The sequence below is a fragment of the Vibrio nereis NBRC 15637 genome, assembly GCF_001591105.1.
GTDB classification, from domain to species: Bacteria; Pseudomonadota; Gammaproteobacteria; order Enterobacterales; family Vibrionaceae; genus Vibrio; species Vibrio nereis.
Genome location: NZ_BCUD01000004.1, coordinates 99,397 through 123,523 on the forward strand (window position 1 = coordinate 99,397; position 24,127 = coordinate 123,523).

The 24,127-nt window shown below is 44.4% G+C and carries 19 protein-coding genes; 9 read left to right on the top strand and 10 right to left on the bottom strand.

Annotation, left to right across the window (positions count from 1 at the left end; all coding sequences use genetic code 11):
• Nucleotides 1-46: 46 nt before the first annotated feature.
• A complete protein-coding gene (locus VNE01S_RS06015) occupies nt 47-1,144 on the top strand; it encodes an autoinducer 2-binding periplasmic protein LuxP (RefSeq protein ID WP_053394825.1) in 1,098 nt (365 codons plus the stop codon).
• Entirely contained in the window at nt 1,144-3,690 is a 2,547-nt protein-coding gene (luxQ, locus tag VNE01S_RS06020) for a quorum-sensing autoinducer 2 sensor kinase/phosphatase LuxQ (RefSeq protein WP_053394824.1), read from the top strand. The genes VNE01S_RS06015 and luxQ overlap by 1 nt, the downstream gene beginning before the upstream one ends.
• Nucleotides 3,691-3,758: 68 nt before the next feature.
• On the opposite strand, the gene VNE01S_RS06025 is transcribed toward luxQ, so the two are convergent.
• The 4 genes from VNE01S_RS06025 to yccS form a co-directional block, all read right to left on the bottom strand.
• Complete coding sequence (locus VNE01S_RS06025; protein ID WP_053394823.1) at nt 3,759-5,018, bottom strand: hydroxymethylglutaryl-CoA reductase; 1,260 nt, start codon at nt 5,016-5,018, stop codon at nt 3,759-3,761.
• A 92-nt stretch (nt 5,019-5,110) separates the two neighbouring features.
• Nucleotides 5,111-5,398, bottom strand: coding sequence for a hypothetical protein (locus tag VNE01S_RS06030; protein WP_053394822.1), 288 nt, complete (start codon nt 5,396-5,398; stop codon nt 5,111-5,113).
• Between the two features lie 52 nt (nt 5,399-5,450).
• A complete protein-coding gene (locus tag VNE01S_RS06035) occupies nt 5,451-5,672 on the bottom strand; it encodes a hypothetical protein (RefSeq protein ID WP_053394821.1) in 222 nt (73 codons plus the stop codon).
• Between the two features lie 133 nt (nt 5,673-5,805).
• Complete coding sequence (gene yccS / locus VNE01S_RS06040) at nt 5,806-7,965, bottom strand: YccS family putative transporter (protein WP_053394820.1); 2,160 nt, start codon at nt 7,963-7,965, stop codon at nt 5,806-5,808.
• A 198-nt stretch (nt 7,966-8,163) separates the two neighbouring features.
• On the opposite strand from yccS, the gene helD reads away from it, so the two are divergent.
• Entirely contained in the window at nt 8,164-10,230 is a 2,067-nt protein-coding gene (gene helD, locus VNE01S_RS06045) for a DNA helicase IV (RefSeq protein WP_053394819.1), read from the top strand.
• A gap of 11 nt (nt 10,231-10,241) precedes the next feature.
• On the top strand, nt 10,242-10,562 hold the full coding sequence (gene cutA / locus VNE01S_RS06050) for a divalent-cation tolerance protein CutA (RefSeq protein ID WP_053394818.1): 321 nt from the start codon (nt 10,242-10,244) through the stop codon (nt 10,560-10,562).
• On the opposite strand, the gene VNE01S_RS06055 is transcribed toward cutA, so the two are convergent.
• Nucleotides 10,526-11,137, bottom strand: coding sequence for a DUF2238 domain-containing protein (locus VNE01S_RS06055; protein ID WP_053394817.1), 612 nt, complete (start codon nt 11,135-11,137; stop codon nt 10,526-10,528). The genes cutA and VNE01S_RS06055 overlap by 37 nt on opposite strands.
• A gap of 229 nt (nt 11,138-11,366) precedes the next feature.
• On the opposite strand from VNE01S_RS06055, the gene VNE01S_RS06060 reads away from it, so the two are divergent.
• Both VNE01S_RS06060 and VNE01S_RS06065 read left to right on the top strand, forming a co-directional pair.
• Nucleotides 11,367-12,206 (top strand): isopenicillin N synthase family dioxygenase, encoded by an 840-nt coding sequence (locus VNE01S_RS06060; RefSeq protein ID WP_053394816.1) that lies wholly within the window; start codon nt 11,367-11,369, stop codon nt 12,204-12,206.
• Nucleotides 12,207-12,331: 125 nt separating this feature from the next.
• Complete coding sequence (locus VNE01S_RS06065; RefSeq protein ID WP_053394815.1) at nt 12,332-12,940, top strand: DNA-J related domain-containing protein; 609 nt, start codon at nt 12,332-12,334, stop codon at nt 12,938-12,940.
• Here VNE01S_RS06065 and VNE01S_RS06070 read toward each other — a convergent pair.
• The 5 genes from VNE01S_RS06070 to tesA form a co-directional block, all read right to left on the bottom strand.
• A complete protein-coding gene (locus tag VNE01S_RS06070) occupies nt 12,937-13,473 on the bottom strand; it encodes a GNAT family N-acetyltransferase (RefSeq protein ID WP_053394814.1) in 537 nt (178 codons plus the stop codon). The two genes, VNE01S_RS06065 and VNE01S_RS06070, sit on opposite strands and share 4 nt — an antisense overlap.
• Nucleotides 13,474-13,531: 58 nt before the next feature.
• Nucleotides 13,532-15,187, bottom strand: a complete 1,656-nt coding sequence (locus VNE01S_RS06075) for an ABC-ATPase domain-containing protein (RefSeq protein WP_053394813.1) — start codon at nt 15,185-15,187, stop codon at nt 13,532-13,534.
• Between the two features lie 111 nt (nt 15,188-15,298).
• Entirely contained in the window at nt 15,299-17,194 is a 1,896-nt protein-coding gene (locus VNE01S_RS06080; RefSeq protein WP_053394812.1) for a sensor domain-containing phosphodiesterase, read from the bottom strand.
• A gap of 199 nt (nt 17,195-17,393) precedes the next feature.
• Nucleotides 17,394-18,593 (bottom strand): enoyl-ACP reductase FabV, encoded by a 1,200-nt coding sequence (gene fabV / locus VNE01S_RS06085; protein WP_053394811.1) that lies wholly within the window; start codon nt 18,591-18,593, stop codon nt 17,394-17,396.
• Nucleotides 18,594-18,666: 73 nt separating this feature from the next.
• The gene (gene tesA, locus VNE01S_RS06090; protein ID WP_053394810.1) at nt 18,667-19,266 is read right to left on the bottom strand and encodes a multifunctional acyl-CoA thioesterase I/protease I/lysophospholipase L1; all 600 of its coding nucleotides are present in this window, start codon (nt 19,264-19,266) and stop codon (nt 18,667-18,669) included.
• Between tesA and VNE01S_RS06095 the strand changes: the two genes are divergently transcribed.
• The 3 genes from VNE01S_RS06095 to VNE01S_RS06105 all read left to right on the top strand — a co-directional run bounded on the left by VNE01S_RS06095 (nt 19,265) and on the right by VNE01S_RS06105 (nt 24,107).
• The gene (locus VNE01S_RS06095) at nt 19,265-19,939 is read left to right on the top strand and encodes an ABC transporter ATP-binding protein (RefSeq protein WP_053394809.1); all 675 of its coding nucleotides are present in this window, start codon (nt 19,265-19,267) and stop codon (nt 19,937-19,939) included. The two genes, tesA and VNE01S_RS06095, sit on opposite strands and share 2 nt — an antisense overlap.
• The gene (locus tag VNE01S_RS06100; protein ID WP_053394808.1) at nt 19,939-22,380 is read left to right on the top strand and encodes an ABC transporter permease; all 2,442 of its coding nucleotides are present in this window, start codon (nt 19,939-19,941) and stop codon (nt 22,378-22,380) included. The genes VNE01S_RS06095 and VNE01S_RS06100 overlap by 1 nt, the downstream gene beginning before the upstream one ends.
• Nucleotides 22,381-22,667: 287 nt before the next feature.
• The gene (locus VNE01S_RS06105) at nt 22,668-24,107 is read left to right on the top strand and encodes an FAD-dependent oxidoreductase (protein ID WP_053394807.1); all 1,440 of its coding nucleotides are present in this window, start codon (nt 22,668-22,670) and stop codon (nt 24,105-24,107) included.
• Nucleotides 24,108-24,127: the final 20 nt, after the last annotated feature.

Sequence of the window (24,127 nt, forward strand, 5' to 3'; positions counted from 1 at the left end):
TTATTATACTTACACTGTATTTAAACTGGCGATGGAATACATATCTATGTTCAAAGCCTCACTGCTTTCTCTGTTATCTGTTATCTCTCTCTCTTCCTATGCGTCTAGCACGCAAGTACTCAATGGCTATTGGCAGTACGATGATTACTTGAATGCTTACCCTAAACAGAAAGCACTTACTGAAAAGTTGGCGACTGCCGTTCGTGACAACCCAGAACCTATTACCGCTAAACAAGACAGAGCTATTAAGATTTCAGTGATCTACCCAGGGCATCAAGTCTCTGATTACTGGAGCCGAAATATTAGAGCTTTTGAAAAACGACTCGAAAAGTTGGGTATCCAATACAGCATCAATCAAGTATTTACGCGGCCAAGTGTCGATGTGAGACAGCAAAGCCTGTCTTTACTCGCGGCTGTTAAAAGTAAATCGGATTACCTGGTTTTTACCCTGGATTCAACTCGTCACCGTAAGTTTGTTGAACACGTCATGAGCTCAACAGATACCAAGCTGATACTGCAAAATATAACGACTCCTGTAAGAGCATGGGAGGAGCACCAACCTTTCTTGTACGTAGGCTTTGATCATCTTACCGGCACGAAAATGCTTGAAGAGTATTATAAGAAAACGATGGACGACGATAGTCGCTACTCCGTGTTGTACTTTTCTGAGGGCTATATAAGTAACGCTCGCGGTGATACTTTTATCGAAGAAATGACCCGTCATAATAAATTCCAGTTGTCTTCTGCTTTTTACACTAACGCGACGCGTGAATCTGGCTACCAGTCGGCAATGAACGCGTTGGAGAAGGATTCGAATATTGACTTCATCTATGCTTGTTCTACCGATGTCGCGTTAGGTGCCGCTGATGCGCTGAATAAACTCAATCGTCAAGATGTGGTGCTCAATGGCTGGGGAGGCGGAACAGCAGAGCTTGAAGCGCTTTCAAAAGGGCATTTAGATGTGACAGTCATGCGAATGAATGATGACACAGGGATAGCGATGGCAGAAGCCATTAAATGGGATTTGGAAGGAAAGACCGTACCTCAAGTGTATTCTGGAGGTTTTGAATTAGTGACATCCAATGATGATACAAACCGATTAGAGGCGCTCAAAAAGCGAGCGTTCAGGTACTCTGAACGATAATGAGATTTCTATTTAAGCGTGGAAAAAATCACCAACTCGCCACACTGCTAACCAATTCGATTTTTTTAATCATTGGTGTGTTGGTGTTGGTGATGGTGCTGCAAAATTATCAAGTTAACCGGGAAGTAGTTGCACAAGAGGTTGAAAGGACAAAAACTCAGACACAAAGTCTTGTGCAAGAGATTTTTAACTTTCACCTAAAATCACTGGAAATTCATCAAGACAGTTACAGCAGAAGTGAATCGTTGGTTGATGCGATTTTGAGTGAAGACGCGGAGGCTGTTGATCTTTTTTTTACAGCGTTAGACCAAATTATTCCTAACTTGACGCCGGACTTTCGTTTGCTTGCCACCAGCGATGGCGTTGTCTGGGATGATGGCAACTACCAGTTTTATGGGTTGTCACACCAACAGTTGCATTCCATGAACAACGGTATTGTGTTTGGAAATGACTGGCACCTTTCGCAGACGCCATCTTCAATGGGAACCCGTTACGTCATGCTACGCAGGACACCAGTTGTGAATATTGCTAGCGGTGAAATCGTGGCTCACCTTTATATAGGCGTAGTTCTCAATAACAACTTCTCATTAATTAATGTACTTGAACAGGGCAGTAATGCTGACGAGTTGTTCCTTGCTGTCGGGTCAGAAATTATCGCTTCAAGTACCAAAGCAGAGTATGCGCGCCATATCAAATGGTTAGATCAATCCTCAAACTCAATCAACGCCAGCCGATATATGGTTTCTAAAACGGATCTTATGATAACCGGTGTGCCAACCTATCTATCGATTTATACAGTACAAAGCAACGAACATATTGAAGGTTTCATTAAAAGCCATTACCTATGGATGGCGTTTACCGGCATGTTGATCGCTTTTGTCGCGGTTTATACGCGTTTGTGGTTAGGCAAAAGAGTATCTGTTGAGCTTGATAAGTTGATGAGTTACATACAGTCGACCATAAGCAAGCAGAAAATCGAAGCTTACCAAGGCTCTTCGATCGAAGAGTTTGATCGAATTGGTGAAAATTTTGAGCTGTCAGTCAAACGTTTGAAAGAGCGCGAGAAGCAGTTTGCAGATTTGTTCAACTTTTCGTTAACGCCAATCACTTTGTGGAGTACGGACTGTGAGCTTATTCGTTATAACTCTGCGGCAGAGAAAAGCTTTAGGGATCTGGAAACAAAACAGAACCTATTGAGCGCGTTGCAGCCACATATATCCATGTGTGCCAGAGGTTCTACTCTGACGGGCGTCAATACTACGATAGGCAGCAAAACTTACCGTTGGAACTTGTCTCCGATAGTGAGTGATGATGCAACGAAGCAGATCATGGCTCAGGGGCAAGATATCACCAGTTTTGTCGAAGCTGAAAAACAGAGTCAAGCAGCGAAAGAAGAAGCGGAAGAGTCTGCAAGAGTGAGGGCCGACTTCCTTGCTAAAATGAGCCACGAGCTACGGACACCACTCAATGGTATTTTGGGTGTTTCACAGTTGCTTAAGCATCACAACAAGGAAAATACGGCGTTAGAGCATATTGACGTGCTATGTCACAGTGGTGAGCATCTGCTGGCTGTTCTAAACGATATTTTAGATTTCTCTAAGATTGAACAAGGCAAATTTCATATTCAGCACAGTGAATTTCGTTTATCGGAGTTGTTGAATACGGCTGAAAAAATATTCCTTCCGCTTTGTAAAGAGAAGGGCGTTGAGCTTAACATCAGCAGCGATGCTCAACCCGATATGTGGGCAGATAGCGATCAAGTAAGACTTAATCAGATTTTGTTTAATCTCATTAGCAATGCAGTGAAATTTACCCACACTGGATCGGTTGCAGTCGATTTAAAATGTTCGAAGCCTGACTCTTTTCATCTACTTGAAATCACAGTAGAAGACACGGGTATCGGGATAGATGAAGCACAAATAGCCCACGTGTTTGAGCCTTTTGTGCAAGCGGAATCAACCACTACCCGCGAATATGGTGGGAGTGGCTTGGGTCTGGCTATTGTGCACAGCTTGGTAGAGCTAATGAACGGTACAATCGAGCTGACTAGTGAAATCGATAAAGGGACAAAAGTGGTTGTTACCTTGCCAGTAGATATCTCTTATGGTGAACGTAACCCCGAGTCTGATGAATTATTGGTGGAGCCTTCGCAGTTATTCAGTCATTCAGTGCATGTGCTTTTGGTGGAAGACAACCACACTAACGCCTTTATCGCGAAAGCGTTTTGCGAAAAATACGGTATGAAAGTGACTTGGGTGAAAGATGGACGAAAAGCGATAGAGTTCTTAAGAGAACATGAAGATGTTGCGCTTGTGCTGATGGATAACCAACTGCCGAATTTAGATGGAATTGAAGCAACAAGGATCATTCGCGATGAGCTACGCCTGAACATGCCTATTTATGCATGTACTGCCGATGGACTGGAAGAGACAAAACGCGCGTTTATTACCAACGGGGCAGACTATGTGTTGGTCAAACCGATCAAACAGCTGGCGCTTAATAAAGCCATGATCCACTTTAAAGAAAACTTTTATACGGAAGAGTAACTAAAGCGAGTTTATATAGAATAAAGCGGAGAGTGATCTCCGCTTTTTACGTTGGATCGTGTAAATGATCAACGGGCGAGTTTTTGATGGGCACGAGAAAAATGATCGGCGCAAAAGGCACCAACAATCGATAACTCTCCGGCTAAGCACAGGCTTGCCGCGACTTCTGCCAACGCTTTTGCGTTACCAGTGCCGTACAGACCCATAATATCAAGGCAGGCTTTTTGGCTTGGCAAGCCAGTACCACCACCCACAGTGCCCAACATCAAATTGGGTAGCGTTACGCAGGCATATAAACCGCCTTGTTCGTTGATTTCCATTCGCGTCATGCCAATTGCTGACTCCGCTACACATGCTGCGTCTTGCCCACAAGCAATGTACAACGCTGCTAAAGCGTTCGCGTAATGAGCATTGACACCAATGCCACCGCTTAGTGCAGAGCCTGTTGTCGTCATTTGGCCAAATTTCACCATTTTTTCTGGCGTTGTGTGCAAATATTTTTCAATTAACTGGCGAGACAAATGTACGTCGGCTGCTACCTTTTTGCCTCTTACGTGGCGCATGGTGTGTGCGTTGGGCTTTTTATCACCGGATAAATTCCCATCAAGAAATGCTTCTTTAGGTTCAATAGGGCTGTGTTCAAGAACATAGCGAAAGACCTCATTGGTCGCGATGGTCACCATATTTTGTCCAGACGCGTCACCTGTGTGGAATTCAAACACCAAGTAAACTTGATTGCCGTCGATATTAATATTGATATCGTGAAGTTTTCCGTGTGATGTGGTGGATTCCGCAATCTGCTTGAAATGATCGTATTGAGTCACGACCCAGCTTACGAACTGGCCTGCATCGGCAAGGCGATGAAAAGCAAATACAGGAGTCCTTGTTACACCTTCATTGAGTAACATCGCACTGGCACCTCCTGCCGCGGTGATCAACTGCGCACCGCGATTGTATGATGCAACTAACGCCGCTTCGGTCGTCGCCAAAGGGATTAAGTAGTCATTGTTAGCATGCAATCCATTGACTCTCAATGGCCCCGCAACACCGACAGGTAGCTTTACTGTACCGATAAAATGTTCGATGTTTTTGTTGTACAGCTCGGCGTCTTCGAGAGATTGTTGATCCAGTAACGCCTGTTGATTGGCGAGCTCCGATAGCTTGTCCCATCGTTTCGCAAGGTTCTTTTGCGAAACATAAGGGCTTGGTGTCAGACGGAGTGAAGGGCGTTCATAATGAGGTTCGAGTAATTGTTCTAATTCGTTGGTGTCAGAAACTTGGTTGAAAAGAGTAGTGTTGCCACGTTGAGACAAGTTTAATTTGGGCATATCGGAACGAATTGAAAAAGTTGAAGGGCGATTCTAACGACTTAGCCAGTGATGACAATAGCTGTTTACGGATTGCTACAACTTAGTTAGTGCTATATGTGAATATCCAGCAAAGAACCGAGCATTTCTTGGTCACGTTGCAACATATTACTACCAATTTGACTGTATTGGCTTGATTGGTTGAGTTTGATGATGGGCTCTATTTGGCTAGTATCAGGTGCTTTAAATTCGACTTTATTAAACTCAAGAGAAGTATTTTCATTGGCAGGATTAGCAGGGCTTACGTTAGCTCTCTCGTTGATTTCACGCGTGGCTTCGTTTGCCATTTGAGATGATCTTTCAATCAATTGATAGGCAGGCTGTACAGAAGATATCGGCATAAAACAACTCCTTACTAAACACGTTTATACGAGGTAAGCGTTATAAGACACCTCAAGAAAAGAGGTTAGCTATCATCTGATGCTCTTCGTCCGTCATAATCGACGCATCTGAGTGGTCAAGCTTTTGATTAATATCACCGCGTAACGCTCTCAGTTGTTGCGGGGTGAGTTGCTTTAACTGCTCTCTAAATACCTCGAAAGGAATCCCTAATTCGCAGCTTTGTTTTGCTCGCTGAGAGCGGCTACTGTCAATGCGTACACTCTGAGACCTCATTATAATACTCCTTATCTATGACCGAATCTCAGTTTATGAGTAATTGGTCAATAAGTGTCCGAGTATTGTTAGAGTATGTGAGAAAAACGTGAAGGAGGCAAGAAATGCCTCCTAAGTTTCTTAATATAAGCCGTTAAGTGTGTGCAACTCTAACGGCAAATTTGCTGGCTAACGAGTGGAGCTCTGGCAGCATTCGGTAGATTAAGTACAACTGCTGAAGCACCATTCGAACAGAGTTTTCATCTTCTTCACGCCACTCTGCTAAGCGAGCTTCTAAGTTAGGGTCATCTATTTCAGAGGTGTCACATCCGTCACAGTGTTCGTTGAGTTGATTGAATAAAACCTCTAGGTGCTGGTGAATAACGCGGTGTGCATCAAGCACCAACTGATGGGTATCGTCTTTATCAATCCTGGTTCGATGAGCGCCTAATGCTGAAATATAGCTAAGTAGCGCGTGGCTTAAGGTAAGAAAGCGAAAGCTCTCTTCAGTGGCAGAGCGATAACGTCCTGGTTCGGCCAACATCGCGCTAATGGCGTTAGTTAAATTTGCATCTTGGTTGTGTGCGTGGCGGCGCGCAATACGATAAGAGAGATTGTCCTTTTTACCTATGCGATATTGACCAATAATCTGAGCCAGGTAAGTGCGGTTAGCCGCAACTGTCTCTGCCATTACCTTATGCAAGCGCTTGGATTGCCAGTCTGGGAAAATAAGTACCACAGCGAGCACAGCTAACGCACAGCCAACTAGTGTATCTGCCAGTCTTGGTAGAACCACGGCGTAACCTTCGCCAAGTTGGTTGAAACAAAATAGAACAAGAAGTGTGATAAAGCCGGTTGCGTAACCGTAGTTAGCAAGACGGAAGGCAAAAAATGCAACACCAGAAATTACAATGAAAACTAACTGGCTTTCCTGGCTTGGGAAAAAGGTCAGTAGCAGTACCCCAAACAGCAGACCAGCTAGTGTACCAATGATCCGTGCAACTAACTTTTGCCGTGTTGCGCTGTAGTTAGGTTGGCACACAAAGAGTGTGGTAAGTAGAATCCAATAACCACGTTCTATCTCAAAAAACTGGATGATCCCATAACCGGCGGTGAGCGCAATTGACATCCTTACCGCATGCCTAAACAGCATAGAATCTGACGTAAAGTTAGACTTCACTCTCTCCCACATTGATTTCAAAGAGTGGGCTTCGGTATCGTCTAAAACACCTTCCTCTAATCGGTTTGCATCTGGGTTGCTCACATTGTTCAACTGTTTCTCAACGGTTGAAAGGTTATTGAACAGATAATTGAGCTGGTTCAATAACGAGTGCCATTGGCCATTGTCTTGTTTTTGTAGGTATTGCAGCGAATTAGCCAGCTCATCGAGTGCTATGATTGAGTCGCCACTGTGCTGGTATTCTTTGCCTAAACGGATGGATTCGGCAATGTCGCGACAAGCATTCGCTTGAGTTTCCAGCAAATGCTTAAATCGGAACAAAATATCAAAACGTTCAAAATGCTGACTCAGTTCCTGATAGCGATAGTGGCTAGAGCTGATTCGCTCATGAATGTCTTGAGCAAGAAAGTAGATATTCAGGAAGCGGTCACTGGCCCCATCGACATGGCCTCGCTTGCTGCGCGAAAGAAAAGTGGCTTTGCAATGATTGAGCGCAGTTACCGTAGTCGCATTTAAGCGTGCCTCCTCAATTCTAAAAGGTTGAGGCGTCAAGTTCGTGACTGGATGGAACAGTTGGCTTTTGGTGTCAAGGTAATTCGCCAACTGCAAGAATACGTTTGCCAAACTTTGCTGTACTGGCTGCATCGGCCAGAAAGCAGACCAGACCATTGACATAAAAAAGTACCAGGTAGCCCCCGTCAGTAGCATCAGTGGCTGAAACCATAGGTTAGTGCTTTCGTGTGCTCCAAGCATGGCGTAAATAGCGATAAGCAAAGAGCCAAATGCGATACTCGCGTATCTTGGGCCGGCCGCCCCCAACATAATAAAACCAAACGTCGAGATAAACAGGCCAACCGCAAACAGAGAAGGTGTATTAAAAAGCAGCTCGATTGAGAATGAAGCAACTGCAAAACAGATGAGAGTAAGAACAACCGATTTAAGCCGACCTGTAAAATTGTCATCACTTTCTGCGAGCGCAGCGGCTATGACGCCCAGAATCAGCGGAATGATTAAATTATTGAGTTCATAATACCAAGCAGGGATCACCACACCCAGCAGCGTGACTAAAATAAGTAAGCTGTAGTTAATGGTTTTATTGGCCCAGTAAAGGCGTAGCTGACTAAGAAATTGCACGTGATTTCGACTTATTGGTTTGGGTAACGACTATTTTAGCGGAGAGTCAATGGTAAACTTCTGATGTAAATAAAGAAACCGTTTCGTTTGTTGGTTAATTATACGCTGGCAATATGACGAAAGATATTGACACGATTTTTTCATTCTACAATGGTGTTGCGTTATGATAGCAGCATGGAATCTATAGGTACGACAAGAATGCAGCTAACAGCCAACAAGACTGCACAGTTTTTAATTCAGAACGAATATCATCACGTAGCGCTTGACTCTGACTTCCTTATCCTTAGCTCAGATAGAAGCGAAGAACGTATCCCATTTAATGTCTGGAGTGGAAAGGTAAAACTCAAGCGCGGCCTATTTTGGGGCGGGCTTCAGTTCTTCGCACATGCTGAAGATGGGAAAGAACATTCCTGGTTGGTTCAGGGGTTAGATTGGGTTAAATGTCGAGAATTTGCTCGCCATGCCATTGCTACCTACCAAAAGTGGCATCAGCACCAGTGCCAACAACTGAACCAATATCTACCTAAATGGGAATTGGCTGTTAGTGGTTTTGAGCGCCAACCTGAATTTTTAACCCACTCTCAAGTAAACTCTTGGCTCACCGAGCTGGAGAAAGATTTCCAAAAAATGGAAATGGACTTAGAAGATGCCAAGCTAAGAATGCCTGCGCGCGTTGAAAAGTTGCTGCCTTGGATTCTTGAAACGGATGAAACCTTGTCTCAACGTAATCAGGACTGGATGAAAACAGAGCTGGAGAACTGGAAGGTTTTATTCTCACAGATTGAATCTTCACCACTCAACCTGACACAGCAAATTGCTGTACTGCTTAATGATGACAATAACCTTGTTCTTGCCGGTGCAGGTTCGGGAAAAACCAGTGTATTAACGGCTAGAGTCGCGTATTTATTGCAGGGGCATTTAGCGCAAGCTGAGCAAATATTGATGCTTGCGTTTGGCCGAGATGCCGCCAACGAAATGAAACAGCGCTTAGAAGATAAGGTCGGATTGAGTGCGCAAAATGTCAAGGTAAGTACCTTCCATCAATTGGGTTTAAACATACTGAACCAAGTCTCAGATAAAGAAATAGTATTATCTCCACTGGCCCTAGATGACAAGCTAAGAAGCGCTTGGTGTGTTGATTGGCTGAAAAAGCACTGGATGACTCCAACCAATTTCAAACGTTGGCAAAAGCACTTGCAAAAGTGGCCGATTGCTTATCTTGCTGGTGATGATGAACTAGGCAGTCATGTAGAAAACCCCAAGCTTATTGCTTGGTTAACTAAGCAACTGTCGCAATTGTGTGCGCTGGGGACCACCAAAAAAGACATCCAACAAAAACTGGTTGAACATAGGGATTACACACGACTTAATAGCGAACTGTCGCTAGTTTGGCCTTGCTACACGGCATGGCAAGAGATGTTAAAAGCAGAAGGTCACATTGACTTCAATATAATGATTACCCAAGCAACCAAGTATGTGGAGAAAGGGAAGTTTCGCTCGCCTTGGAAGTACATCATGATTGATGAATATCAGGACATCTCTCCACAACGACTGGCGTTAATTGAAGCACTTTGCCAACAGAACAAAGATCAAAATTGCGTGCTGTTTGCCGTTGGAGATGATTGGCAATCCATTTATGAATTTGCAGGATCTGACGTGGATTTGACGACAGGTTTTACAGAGCGCTTCCCGCACTCTACAGTGCATTATTTGGATACAACTTACCGATTTAACAGCCAACTTGGCGAGGTTGCCAACCGCTTTATCCAGCAAAACCCAACACAAATCGAGAAAACGCTAAACAGTCATAAAGAGCAAAAAGCCAAAGCCGTGGCTTTAGCACCGACAAGCCATGTAGAAAAGATTTTGGATGATCTTAACCGAAAGGCGAAGCAGCAAACGACAGTGCTTCTTCTTGGTAGAAACCATTATCATAAACCTGAATTGCTCTCTGTTTGGAAAAAGCAATTTGGCCTGCTGTCGATCGAATTTATGACTTGCCATGCGAGTAAGGGTAAAGAGGCCGACTTCGTGATTATCTTATCTGTTGATGAAGGGCAATTTCCTGCGCGAGTCAAGACTCTTCACCTTGATAATGCGCTGACTCAATCAGAAGACAGGTTCCCTTACGCAGAAGAGCGTCGGCTCTTTTATGTCGCGATGACTCGAGCGAAGAAAAAAGTCTGGGTGACTTATCAAGGAAGTGGCTCAAGTTTTGTAAAAGAACTCATAGAGCAAGATTACCCAATTATTCATCAGAAATAGAGGAGCAGGTAATGAGTGGACAATATTGCATTACTCTCACTACAGCAAATAACGAAGCAAATGCCCAAGAGATAATAGATAGCGTGCTGTCTAAGAAGCTGGCTGCTTGTATTCAGACAATGCCGATCCAAAGCCACTATGTATGGAAAGATGAAATTTGTTGTGATCAAGAAATCTTGTTGGTTATGAAAACGACACGAGCTTGCTATGCAGAGCTAGAGCAAGTCATTGTGGAGAGTCATGAGTATGAAACTCCACAAGTGGTACAAGTGCCATTTGTTGAAGGCTTTAATCCTTACTTATCTTGGATTGAAGAAAACACTTGTCGCTGAACCGATAACAAAGCGAGCGATGTTAATGCGCCTAATGTATCCATAAGCATATCTTGCTGAGCATCCCAGATATCACCTTGTGAACCTAAGAACGCTATGCCTTCGTCACCACCGGCGAGGGCGGCGTACCACCATTCGATAATCTCGTAACCTGCTGCGACAGACATAACCGCAAACAAAGCAAATAATATACTTACCGTTGCGCTAGCGAGTTTGTTTTTAATTAGATACTCGGCAACAGGGTAGGCGTATAGCCCGATTGAGTAGTGTGCAACGCGGTCAAAGTTGTTTCTTTCTGATCCAATCAGTTGGTTAAACCAATCAAAAGGGACTTCAGCAAACGTGTATTTTGCCCCTATGGTGTGCAGAGTTAGCCAAACGAACATTAAAATGTAGGCTGTGTTTGAGAATCGAAAACTACGCGAGACCCACCAAATAGTCGCTAGGATGCCAACTGCTGGGAGAATCTCTGCTATCCATACCGCGCGTGAGAAAGGTTCTACCGCTGAGAATAAAAAAACAGCAAAGTAGGCCATTGTTAGCCACGTAAGTAACGGAGCCTTAGTCGGTAACATAAATTATTGTCCTTTGTTGAAATCAGCAATTATGATGGCATTTAATAAAACACCGTTCAATTATCTTTATGTTAACTAAAGGAAAGAATAAGAACAAAATGTGTTGAAACGATTGCTTGTTGCACATTTAAAGAACAAACGTGCAATTTCGTTACATGAAAGTTTGATTTAGATACATATCAAACATAGAATTCGCAAACTAATTAATAACTATTTCAAAGTAAATGTCATGAAATTGGAAACTGTCGATTATCTTGCAGACGATGCTGCTGAGCAATTTGTTACTTCACTACGCGAAACGGGTTTTGGTGTACTCAAAAATCATCCAATCCCAAAAGAGCTTGTCGAATCAATCTATGAAAATTGGTACAAGTTTTTTACATCAGAGCGTAAGAACGAGTTCACTTTCAACGTAGAGACACAAGACGGTTACTTTCCACCATCAGTGTCTGAAGTGGCTAAAGGTCACGCGGTTAAAGACATTAAAGAGTACTTCCATGTGTACCCTTGGGGTCAGATCCCTGAAGAGTTAAAAGAGCAGATTCTAGACTACTACAATCGCGCGAACGCGTTTGCTGAAGAGTTGTTAGGTTGGGTTGAAGCTCATGCACCGAAAGACGTTCAGGAAAAATTCTCTATCGCGTTGTCTGAGATGATCAATGGCAGTGAAAAGACACTGTTGCGCATTTTGCATTACCCACCGATGACTGGCGATGAAGAGCCAGGTGCGATTCGCGCAGCCGCTCATGAAGACATTAACTTGCTAACTGTGTTACCTGCCGCTAATGAACCAGGTCTACAAGTAAAAGGCAAAGACGGTAACTGGATTGATGTGCCTTGTGATTTCGGCAACTTAATTATTAACATCGGCGATATGCTTCAAGAAGCGTCAGGTGGTTACTTCCCATCAACGACACACCGTGTTATCAACCCAACGGGTAAACGCCAAGAGCAGTCTCGTATCTCTTTACCACTGTTCTTACACCCCAAACCTGACGTTGTTTTATCTGAGCGTTACACTGCCGATAGTTACTTAATGGAGCGTCTACGCGAGTTAGGTGTTATCTAAGGTATTTTTCATTGAATGAAGGTCAGCATAAGCTGGCCTTTTTTACGTCTTATGTCTGTCTTTTACTCGACAAGTTGAAGGTTTTAGCGTTGTATTACAAATGAAATATGAACAAGGGTAATCGTATGAGCCAAGAAGTGAGAGAGCAGTACCAACAATATATGGAAAACCCATTGCTGTGGCCTATATTGGATGCATTAAGGAAAAAGCCATCAGGCTGGAAAGTCCACACGCTGTCTTCACATCTGACCGATTTTGGCTTTATGCCTGTTCTTGATAGCTCGGCTGACAAAGATCTTTTTAAGCGCAACTTTTTAATCATGAATGCGCTGTATCAACTTCAGGAAACGTTACTCCCCGAAAGCTGGTTGCAAGTTCAAGCGATGGACATTGTGCTTTTAACAAGCCAAGGGAGTGAACATCAGATTGATCAGCAAGATCCTTTGCGAGATTACTACTTGAACTGGCAAAACTATGAAGCAGAAGAAGGGGAGGTGAAGCGCCTTCTTAATGAATTTTGGAGTCGCTACCGAGAATTTGTTGGTACCAAGGTTGACTCAAATTTGGATAGAACAAAAGCCTTAAAGTTGTTTGAGTTACCAGAAGATGCTGGCGCTAAAGAAATTCGTAAAACTTGGCGTAAGCTGGCACTTAGGTGGCATCCTGACCGAGAAAATGGTGACAGCGAACGCTTTCGAATATTGTGTGAAGCTTGGAATGTACTGCGAGTTTAACCTAGAAACTCAGATTCTAGCATTGCCAGTACCGTCGTATTCCACCACTGGTTTTTGAAGCACCTATTTTCAATGAACTCAGCTTCAACTCGCATCCCGACACGCTGGCAAAGACGAATGGCTGCTTTGTTCGCGGAGATAGTTTCAGCGTAGACTCTATGTATATCCAGTTGCTTAAATCCGTAACCAATTAAGGCATTCATGGCTTCTTCGGCGACACTTGCGCTTTGGTAGCAGCGTGCTAAACCACAGCCAACGGAGGCTTGATGCTCGTTTTCTAGCCTAAGGCCTGCAATCCCCATATAGGCACCGGTTGTTTTACACGTAATCGCAAGGTGATACTGCTTTCGAGGAGACTCTGCCGCCTGTTGGATAAACACATCAACCAATTGTTGTGACTTTGCCTGCGTACAGTCTTCTTCGTTGTAAAACCGTTGGTACTTTGGATCCTGGCATTGTGCAATATAGGCATCGTAATCGTGGGGAGTAAAATCTCTTAAGATAAGCCGTTCTGTTTCGATTATAAAAGACATAGATAATAAAAAAGCGCCAAACAATGGCGCTTTTATACAATAGATATCAGGCAGATGTTCAGTTCGATGCCTTGAACTGAGACTTGCGCATTCTATTTAGTGCTGCCATTACATCTAATGTTCGTGGTTTTGCCAAATCACCTTGGTTTGGCATTAACTTTGACCAGTCGTTCGCTAGCATTTGAGCCACCTCTTTCGCTGGGTTAGACGACCACCCCGGCAGTTGAGCCAGTTGGAACCAAAGCCAGCCAATAGCATTAACTTCAGAGCTTGACTCCAGTTGCTCAAGGGCACTTAAGTCAGTGAACTCTTTTCCGAACCTTAGTGAGTCTACGCCTTTTGCAGACACTCGGAACTTACCATCTGCGAGGATTTTTTGTAGAGCTGCTCGGTTGAGTGAGCGAGGTCGGAACGTTTCTAGAGGTGATTCACTCTCATTGTGTCGTTCAGTTGGGTGTTGGATAATAACCTGTTTGGCTTTCTCAGTAACATCCACTGCTTGGTAGTCGTGCATTTGGATCACCGTATCTGCCACATCGAGATAGTCACCCGAACCACCCATGACGATAACGGTAGAAATATCCAACTCATCACGCAGTTGACCAATTCGGTCGACAAGAGGAGTTATAGGTTCATCTCCTTTGTTGACCAATGCTTGCATGCGCTCGTCACGAATCATGAAGTTGGTTGCAGATGTATCTTCATCAATAAGCAGGCTTGTGGCGCCAGCTTCAATAGATTCTTGTAACCAAGCTGCTTGAGAGGTTGAACCAGAGGCATCCTGCGTAGAAAAGTCCGCCGTGTTCTTACCCATAGGTAAATGATTAATGTAGTTAGACAGGTTCAGGTTATGAACCGAACGGCCATCTTCAGCGCGAATCTTCATTGCGTCAGAGTCAGTGACGATGTGCTCGCGGCCATCACAAGGGATATGGTTATAGATAGAGCGTTCGATCGCGTTGAGTAGGGTAGATTTACCGTGGAAGCCGCCGCCAACAATAAGGGTGATTCCTTTGCGGATCCCCATCCCTTTGATTGGGCCTTGATTTGGCGTATTAATGGTCACTTCCAGTGACTCTGGCGCAGTGAGTGGCACAGCATCTTTCATTGGTAAGTCGCAGTTGCCTGCAACGCGTGGAAGTATGGAGCCATTGCCAACGAAAGCCATTAAACCAAGCTCTTTAAGCTGGGAACGCATAAAGTCTTGGTCTTCAATCACTTCACAGTGTTTCACCAAGGCTTCTATATCCAGTTCACGTTCTAGCGTGGCACGGCGAATGAACTTTGGTAAGTGAAAAGTCAGTAAGTTAGTGGCTTTCTTGCCCAAAACAGCACGGCCTTCAGCAGGTAAATTGACGCGAAAACGCAGTTCAATACCTTCTTCTGTAAACAGTACCGCAGTGTTATCCATCACCACTTGACCTGTTAATGCGATGCTAAGGCTGGATTCTTGTTGTGACAGTTCAGCGAAGCGGCGAGCGATAAAATCACGTGCTGCAATCTGGTAGGCATCCGATTTTTCACGCAGCCAGGCTAAGCCAGTCACTGACCATGGTCTCACGGCACGAACGCGAGATGCAGAAGCGTATGGGTCGGCTTGTACGTAGTCTATAAAGAAAGTGTAATCGCTGAAGTCGTACTGACCTTTGATTTGCTGATAAGCACGATAGTTTTGTTTTTCGATTTTTTTTAGTGTTGCGGTTAACTGATCCATAAGACGTTTACAAGCCTGATAAAAAGAGGGCGGGAATTATATACCTATCTGCAGTACTTATGCGAGCCCAACAGCAAGTTTGCGCGGTAAGGTGGCTCACTTAATCTATTCCTATAACTGGCTACCTAGTTTTTGAAATAAGTTGGTTTCAAACTCATCGCAGGGCATGGGTTTACCGTATAAATAGCCTTGCCCAGCATCACACCCTTCGGCAACAATAAACGATTCATGCTTTTGAGTTTCCACACCCTCAGCTGTGACAGTGTAACCAAGTTTCTTAGCGATAGTGATGATTGAGCGAACAATCTCTTGATCTTCTTGATTGCTTTCTAATTGTCCGATGAAGCTCTTGTCGACTTTGATGGCATCAAACGGAAACTTTTTAAGGTAGTTAAAAGAGGCGTAACCAGTACCAAAGTCATCGAGTGACAAGGTGACCCCAAGGTTACTTAAGGCTGTCAGGGTTTTCTTAGCGATGACCTCGTCTGCGATTAAACCTGTCTCTGTGACTTCTAACTCCAAAAATTTTGGCGGTAATTGATAGGTGAGGAGTAAATCTCTAACTTGTTCAACAAACTGAGGGCTTTGTAACTGTACGGAGGAAATATTCACCGCGAGTTTAAAGTCATCTACTTTTCCAATCCACTCACTGGCTTTTTCGATGGCACAGCGCAGAACGAAACTACCTACTTCAAAAATCAAGCCGTTTTGCTCTGCAAGGTGGATCAGAGGCTCGTTAGATATATCACCGAGTACAGGGTGTCTCCACCGTAGTAACGCTTCAGCGCCTATCCATTGGTGGGTAGTCGGCGACACTTTAGGTTGAAAATAGAGCAATAGGTCGTCGTTTCGAATGGCTTGCAGCAGGTAGCTTTCTAACTGGTTTAGGTTTTTATGTACGTCTGATAAGTTCTGAGAGTAATAACTGAACTTATGACCCGAGTCTTTGCAAGAGAGCATAGCTTCAAAAGCAAATTTCAAAAACTTGCTGCTAGAAATCGTATCTTTTGACGTGGCGATACCGATAAAGCTGTGAAGGTGAAGCTGTTCACCTTCAACAGAAAATTCAGATTGGCTGATTTCTAGTAATTGAGAGCAAAATTGCTGAATATCGTCGTCTATTTGGTCTGAATAGAGTAAAAATGCGAGATCGGTTGACGTTGGCCGAGCTGTAATGACTTTGTAAGGACTTAAATCCGAGAGCCGGTTTCGGTATTCAACCAGCACGCTATCCCATGCGTTGTAACCATATTTGGACTGGATTCTTCGACCGTTGGCAAAGCCAATATGAACAAGTGCAACGTGTTCATTCTCGTTGGTCAGCGCTTCTTCCAATAACGCTTTCGATTCTAGCTCTAATGCAGCACGATTTAAGAAGCCAGTCCCTAAATCGTGTTGCTGCTGAAAGATGATTTTTTGTTCTGCGGCGCGACGTTTGTCCATCTCGATGTTGAGCGAGTAATTAAGTTCCACAAGATCCTGGGTGCGCGTTTGAATTCGAGACTTCAAAACAGAATTTAATTGTTGTAGCCGGTTGTTTTGGTAAAGGGTTTTTAGGTGAGCTTCGATGGTATCTCGAAATGACTCGAGTAATACCTGGTAGGTGTTGAGAAAGTGGTTTTCTTTTTTGTCTAAGATGCAAATCGTGCCAAATACATCGCCATTTGGCCAGCATACGGGTAAACCACAATAGGCAATAAAACCAAGCCGACCGTCGGGGTTATTTTGCCACTCTGGATCATTGTTCGAGTTTGCGACGAGTAGCTTCTGGCGCTTATTGATTACGGTTTCACAGTACAAGCCCTGATTCAGGCTTTCTGTCTCACCAGGAGTGTAAGGATGCTCAGCGTTATTGTTGGCCGTGAATACTTCAATATGTTCTTTATGTACGCGCATGATTAGTGCGGCCGGAACAGCAACAATATCTGCAAGCAAATTTGCGATTGTTTGCCACCCGTCGAGCATTTCTTCTGGAATACAAATATCGTCAGTATTCAGTTTTGACATACGGCTTCCCTAAATTTTTCCAATTGTTATCCAGTACACTCCTTGCACTCAATTAATAATAGCCAGTATTAGAGAAGTTTATCGATTCTGTAGCGAATTTATGTGAAGTCAAAAGGTTATGTGGCGAATATGAAATAAGCCCTCTAACTAGTGAGGGCTTATGTGCTAGGAGGTTAAATTATCACTTTATTCAGCGCGATCAGCTGATTTCAGCAGCAAAAGCGTCAAGGTTAACGGGTTTAGTATAATCCACGGACTCGAAGCCAAAGCCATTAAGTTGCATAAATGCTTGCTTTAAGCCTTTATAGTCGCCCAGTTGCTTAAAGTTGCTACTGTTCAGTTCAGCGACTAGTGCTGATACTTTTTCTTGCGTGGTTGGATCGAGCTCCCAGTCATCCATCCGAATCAGTCGTTCACAATCCACTGGAACATGATGAACTCCATACAATTTCTCACTAAACAAACGCTGCATTTGTTCGATACACCCTTCATGTGTACCTTGCTCTTTCATCACTTTGTAAAGTGCAATTAAATAGGGGCTGAGTCCTGGAATAAATACGCTGGCTTTGGTGACTAGAGCCTTACATACCGTGGCATACGCACCGCCATTAAAGTTCGCCAGCTTCAAATTGAGTGAATGGCTGGTTTGATGCAGGTCTATTTTAGCGCGGCCAAGCGTGCCATCTAGGTAAATTGGGTGGGTGACTTCGGGACCAACGTAAGAAAACGCAATGGTTTTGCATCCTTCAGCGATAGACTCGACATTGATTAAGGTATCAATCCAGCTTTCCCAGTCTTGGCCGCCCATAATTTTAAGCGTGTCTTTCGCTTCTTGTTCTGTTGCAGAAGTGATGGTGGTTTCGTGCCAGGTGTCATCTTCAAGTGTGATGGTCGCTCCTGTCACTTCTTGCCCGATAGGTTTAATCGCGGAACGCAGCATCTCACCAGTTTCTGGATCAGGTCGTATGCCAGCTGCAACGCTGTAGATAACGAGATCGACTTCGCCTTCGAAATAGGTCTCAATGGCTTCGATAACGTCTTCTTTTGTTTGGGGAGAGAAGGCGTCACCTTGGATATTTATCGCGGTTCGGCCAGCTTCCTCAGCGTACTTTTTAAAGAAAATGTTGTTGTAATAACCCGCAGTGCCCACACCTTTCTCAGATGGCCCTCGCTCAAATGAGACGCTGATGGTATCGCTTTGGGAACCACCAAAGGTAAGCGCGACCCTTGCCGCTAGCCCAAAGCCAGATGAGCCACCGATAATAAGGACACGTTTCGGCCCTTGGGTAATGGATTTAGCGTGTTTCACGTAATTGATTTGTCGGAGAACGGATTGTTCGCATCCGAATGGATGGGCTGTACGTGCGACGACGCCGTTAATTACAGGCTCAATAATCATTTTTCAGTCCTTTGCTTAAAGGGATTGGACCAACATAGCGTAAAACAACGTAAATTTTATTGAGCTAGACCAATTAGAGGTGATTAATTAACTCTGCTGCGACAAATTCAGCAATCCAAGGCTGTGCTTCGGATTTCGGATGCAATCCGTCTTCCATCATCCATTCAGGCTTAGTGATCACGCCTTCTAAGAAGAAAGGTAATAGGGGGACATCCTGCTGTTTTGCTAATTTCGGGTACAGGTCTGCAAACGCGTTAGTGTAGCGTTTGCCATAGTTAGGCAACACTCGGATCTGCATCAGAAGAGGTGTCGAGTCAGACACGCGCACCATGTCGATCAACCGAGCGAGGTTTTTCTGAATCATTTGGGGTGGAAAACCTCTCAAGCCATCATTGGCGCCGAGCTCAATGAGTACGTAATCCGGTTGGTGTTGAGTAAGTAGCTGGGGCAGGCGCGCAATACCGTTACCTGTTGTATCTCCGGAAATACTGGCGTTGATTACGTCGATAGATTTGCCTTTTTGCGATAACACATCTGGTAATAAAGTAGGCCATGCTTTTTCGATTGGCATTTGATAGCCTGCACTGAGGCTGTCACCTAAAATCAATAATTTGCTCGCATTAGCTGGAAATGCAAAAACAACAATAATGGCAAGGGAAAGTAAACGAAACATGCAAACATCCGTGATTAAAACAAACTCTGTGTCTAAAGTAGTCTCTACTAAACAAGAGCAATTAACAATCCTTGAAGATATAAACCTAGATATAAAAACAGGGGAAAGTGTTGCCATTGTTGGCAGTTCTGGTGCTGGGAAATCAACCTTAATGACGCTTCTCGCTGGTTTAGATACGCCCAGCGGTGGTGCAATTGAGTTACTTGGCAACGACTTAACCTCTCTAAATGATGAGGCGCGTGCCGCTATTCGTAGTGAATTTGTCGGTTTTGTCTTTCAAAGCTTTTTGCTAATACCAAGCCTTAGTGCGTTAGACAATGTCACGTTGCCTTGTTTACTAAAAGGTGAAGACGAAGATACTGATAGGGCCAAGTCATTACTGACTGCCGTTGGTTTAGAGCACCGAATGGAGCATTCGCCAGCTCAGTTGTCTGGAGGGGAGCAGCAGCGCGTAGCGTTGGCGAGAGCATTTATGATTCAGCCTAAAATTCTATTCGCGGATGAGCCTACAGGTAACTTGGATCAGCAGACGGCAGAGAAAGTGATTGAGCTATTGTTCGAACTGAACAAGCAGCATGGAACAACATTAGTACTCGTTACCCACGATATGAAGCTTGCTGAGTTGTGTGAGCGCCGTATTCGAATGCATGCAGGCAAACTTGAGGAGTCGTGATGAGCATGAAAATATCGCCGACCCTAAATAAACGCTTATTTAGCTGGAGTTTGAGTGAAATCCGACACGGGCAACTTTGGCCAGTGTCCATCGCTTTAACTTTAATTATTGCGTGTATTTTTGCACTGACAGCACTTGCGGAACGGATGGAGCAGGTGGTGGTAAAACAAGGCAAAGACGCGCTCACCGCAGATACTGTTTTTTCGTCAGCGAACCCTATACCTGACACACTACTGGCAGCCACTCAGCAGCAAGAGTTAACGCTCTCGCTGCAAACTCGTTTTGCTACCATGGCTTTCAGCGACAATGCCATGAAGCTTATCACGGTAAAGTCGGTGGACAGTCAATATCCGCTGCGCGGCGAAATGCTGCTTTCTGATGACAAAAACACATTTACGCATGTTAAGCCTGGGGAACTTTGGTTGGATGAGCGCTTGTTCTCACAACTATCGGTAAATATAGGTGACGCGGTCACTGTGGGCGATGCGGATTTTGTGGTGTCGGGCAGGATCGTAGAAGAACCTGGGTTAAGTTTTAACCCATTCCGTCAAATGCCTTCTGCCTTTATCCATGACACGGACCTGGATAAAACAGGTGCGGTCCAACTGGGAAGCCGAGTTCGTTTTAGTTTGTTTATTAATGGTGATGATCGTGCGATCAGTCGTTTAAAGGAGCAGGTGACGCTCACGCCTAGTGATCGCTGGCGTGACCAAAATAGTGCCAGCAGAACAAACGAAGTCTTTCAGCGTACAGAGCAATATTTATCTTTAACCGTAGCGATTGTTGTCATCATGGCGGCAACTACGTTGGTATTAACGTGTCAGCATTATGTAAGTACGCGTAGAAAGACAATCGCTATGCTAAAGAGCTTGGGCGCAAGCAGAGCTTGGATTGGACGTTGGCTTTCTATCCAGGTATTAATTCTTCTTTTGACGGCAACGGTACTTGGTATCGCTATTGGGGTGTTATTAGAAGTCGCACTCAGAGTACCACTAGTGGATTTGCTACCGGATCCACTGCCGAGTTACGGCCTGTCACCCGCTTTGATCGCGGTTATGACAAGTGTATTGATTGCAGTGCCAGCCTTAGGTATTCCACTTTTGGGGTTGCTTAATGTCAGTGCTGCTAATGTTATGCAGTCATCTTCTGACTATTCCAGTGGTAAGTCATATCGCTGGCTGATACTCGTGCCCATACTGCCGATGATCGTCGCTTATTATCAGAACACCATGGTATGGATTGTACTAGGCGGCATACTTGTGTTGTTTCTCGTGCTCGCGGCTTTGAGTTTATTGATTACAAGAGCCATTGCTAAAATGCCGCTTAACCCCGCGCTTAAACTGGCTATTAGTCGTATTAATCGTTCCAGTATTGCGACAGGCATTCAATTTGGTGCATTAGCACTTTCATTAATGCTATTGGCTGTGATGTGGCTAGTGAGAACCGACCTTCTGACTGACTGGCAGAGAACACTCCCAGCGGATGCTCCGAATGCCTTCGCGCTTAATATTGCCCCATATGAACGGGAGGCGTATTTAGCCGCGCTCGATGAACAAGGGATAGAACGCTCTGAGGATTATCCAATTATTCGCGGCCGCTTAGTGCAAATTAATGGCGAAGATGCCAAAGAATATGCTCAGGGTGGAGAAGGGACTGATGCCTTACGTCGCGAGATTAATTTCACATTTGCCAATGGCATACCAGAACACAACGAAGTGTTGGATGGGGCTTGGAGTGAGCGTAATGGGGTATCTGTGGAGTCTGATGTTGCTAGTGATCTTGGATTAGAGCTCGGAGATGACCTGACTTTTGTCATCAATAGTCAGCAAGTCACCGCACAAGTAAACTCTATTCGCGAAGTAGAATGGCGTGATATGAAGCCGAACTTTTACTTCATTTTTACGCCCGATGTATTGGCAAATATTCCATCTACTTACTTAGTGAGCTTTAGACTGGAAGGGAAAGATAACGAGCTAATTAATCAGTTATCAAGGAACCACCCAACGGTCAGTTTAATGGATATTCGTAGTATGGGAGCCAAAATACAGCAGCTATTAACTCAAATAGTTTGGTCGATTACTGTATTGGCTGCTTTGGGTGTGCTGGCTGGGGTTATGTTGATCTTTACACTGCTTAGGTTGAGTATTGGCCAGCGTCAGTCAGAGATACAATTATACCGAACCCTTGGAGCAAGCAAAAAACGTGTAACTCAAACCATATGGGCCGAATACGGGTTGATGGCGTTAATCGCAGGAGTGATCGCAGCATTTGGCGCGGAGCTAGTGGTAGGGGCATTGATGAAGTTTGGTTTTAACCTATCGCCTTCACTACATGTGACCCTTTGGTTTGCTTTGCCAGTACTGACATTCGCGACATTGGCATTAGTTGTTAACAGCATGATAAAACGGTTACTAATCCCGATAAATAAAGCGTTTAGCTAAAATCGACAGTGCTGAGTTATTCAGTTATCCACAAAATCGGTGGATAAACTTTTGGATAACTCAGCCTGTAGAAAACCAAGAAATTCCCATAGCCCTTGTATTATGAATGTGTTGAGCAAGTTTGTTATGCACAATCGTTAAAAATCTCGTTTCATCAGAATTTGAGTCAAGTATTTTTTTGATTTTTTACCGTCAAATTCTCTTTATTTTTCCCTGTAAAAATTGTGTTTTTCTTCTATGGCCGTAAGCAGTAAAATACACCTAGAATTAATGGATTAACCATATAAATGCAGCCTAACTATCCCCAAACAAAAGCTTCATCTATCGCCATTATCGGTGGTGGTATTGCTGGCGCTACCGCAGCCGTTCATTTAGCTGAACTTGGCTTAAATGTCACGTTAATTGAAAAGAAAGACGGATTGATTTCTGGTCCACCTATCTGTCATTTGCACGCTGGTGGTAATTTATACAGAGAGATATCTACCGAACAGTGTTTGGTTCTTCTCAAGCAGTCCATCGATACGGCTCGCCTTTATCCTAATACGGTCAACACGCGTCCGACTGTTATCGCGGTTCCCTATGTTGATGGTGGTACACCTGAAGAGTTATACGAGCGCCTTATCGCCGTTCAAAGTGCTTATCGACAGCTTGTAGAGCAAGACTCGGCAAACAAGGTGTTGGGCGAGCCAGAAGAGTATTACCGTTTCTATTCGCGAGATGAGGTAGAGGCTTTAAAGGAAAAGTCTCAGCCAGAACATCCGGTATGCTTTGATGATTGGTTGATCCCTTTTGCTAAACACACAGACCTCGATACGCTTAAGTTTCCTATTGCGGTGGTCCAAGAGCCTGGGTGGAGTGTATTCCGCATCGGTGCTGCAGCAGAGTTAGCACTCGGTAAAATTCCAAACTGCCAACTATTACTTCAGACAGAGGTCACTAACTTAGCTGAAAGCGAAAGCGGTTGGCAGATATGCTGTCAAAACCAATCTGGCGAGCCGACTAGCCTTGAAGTGGATTACTTAGTGAATGCTTGCGGTTATGAAACGGGCAGCATCGATGATCTGGCGAAGAAGCCACGCAGCCGATTAGTAGAATTTAAAGCTGCTTATGTCACCCAATGGAAAGACTATGACGAACTTTGGCCAGAAGTTATCTTCCATGGCCCGCGTGGGACACCCAATGGTATGGCGCAGCTGACACCTTATCCTAATGGTGTTTTTCAACTGCATGGAATGACAAAAGACATTACTCTGTTTGATGATGGTTTGGTTGCCTCTTGCGAGCGTTCTTCGCAACCGAAGTTGCCAAGTCGACTCAAAGATAAAATTGTGTCTGGTTGGGATGAGCAAGTCGTTATAGAACGCTCACGCAGAGCTATTGATCATATGGCTCGTTTTGTGCCCGATTATAAACACGCCACAGAATATGGCACACCACTGTTTGGGGCTCAGCAGATTCCTGGTAGTGATGAAACGTTACGCGCAGCCGATGTCACTTTTGAAGGGCAGCATTACGCACGTATCGAAGTGGTTAAAGGCTCATCTGCGCTGGAAGCTGCGATGAAATTAGTGAATCAATGGCAATTATTCGATTATGAGGCGCGTTCGATTGAAGAGCTTCACCCGGTGAGCATGTCTTTAAATGCAGAGCAAGTAGAAGAAAAGGCAAAATTGATAGCGGCGAGTCGAGATTACCCGCCAGAGCTTGCAGAATACTACGGTGAATAGTGATATCTGAACGGCCCCAG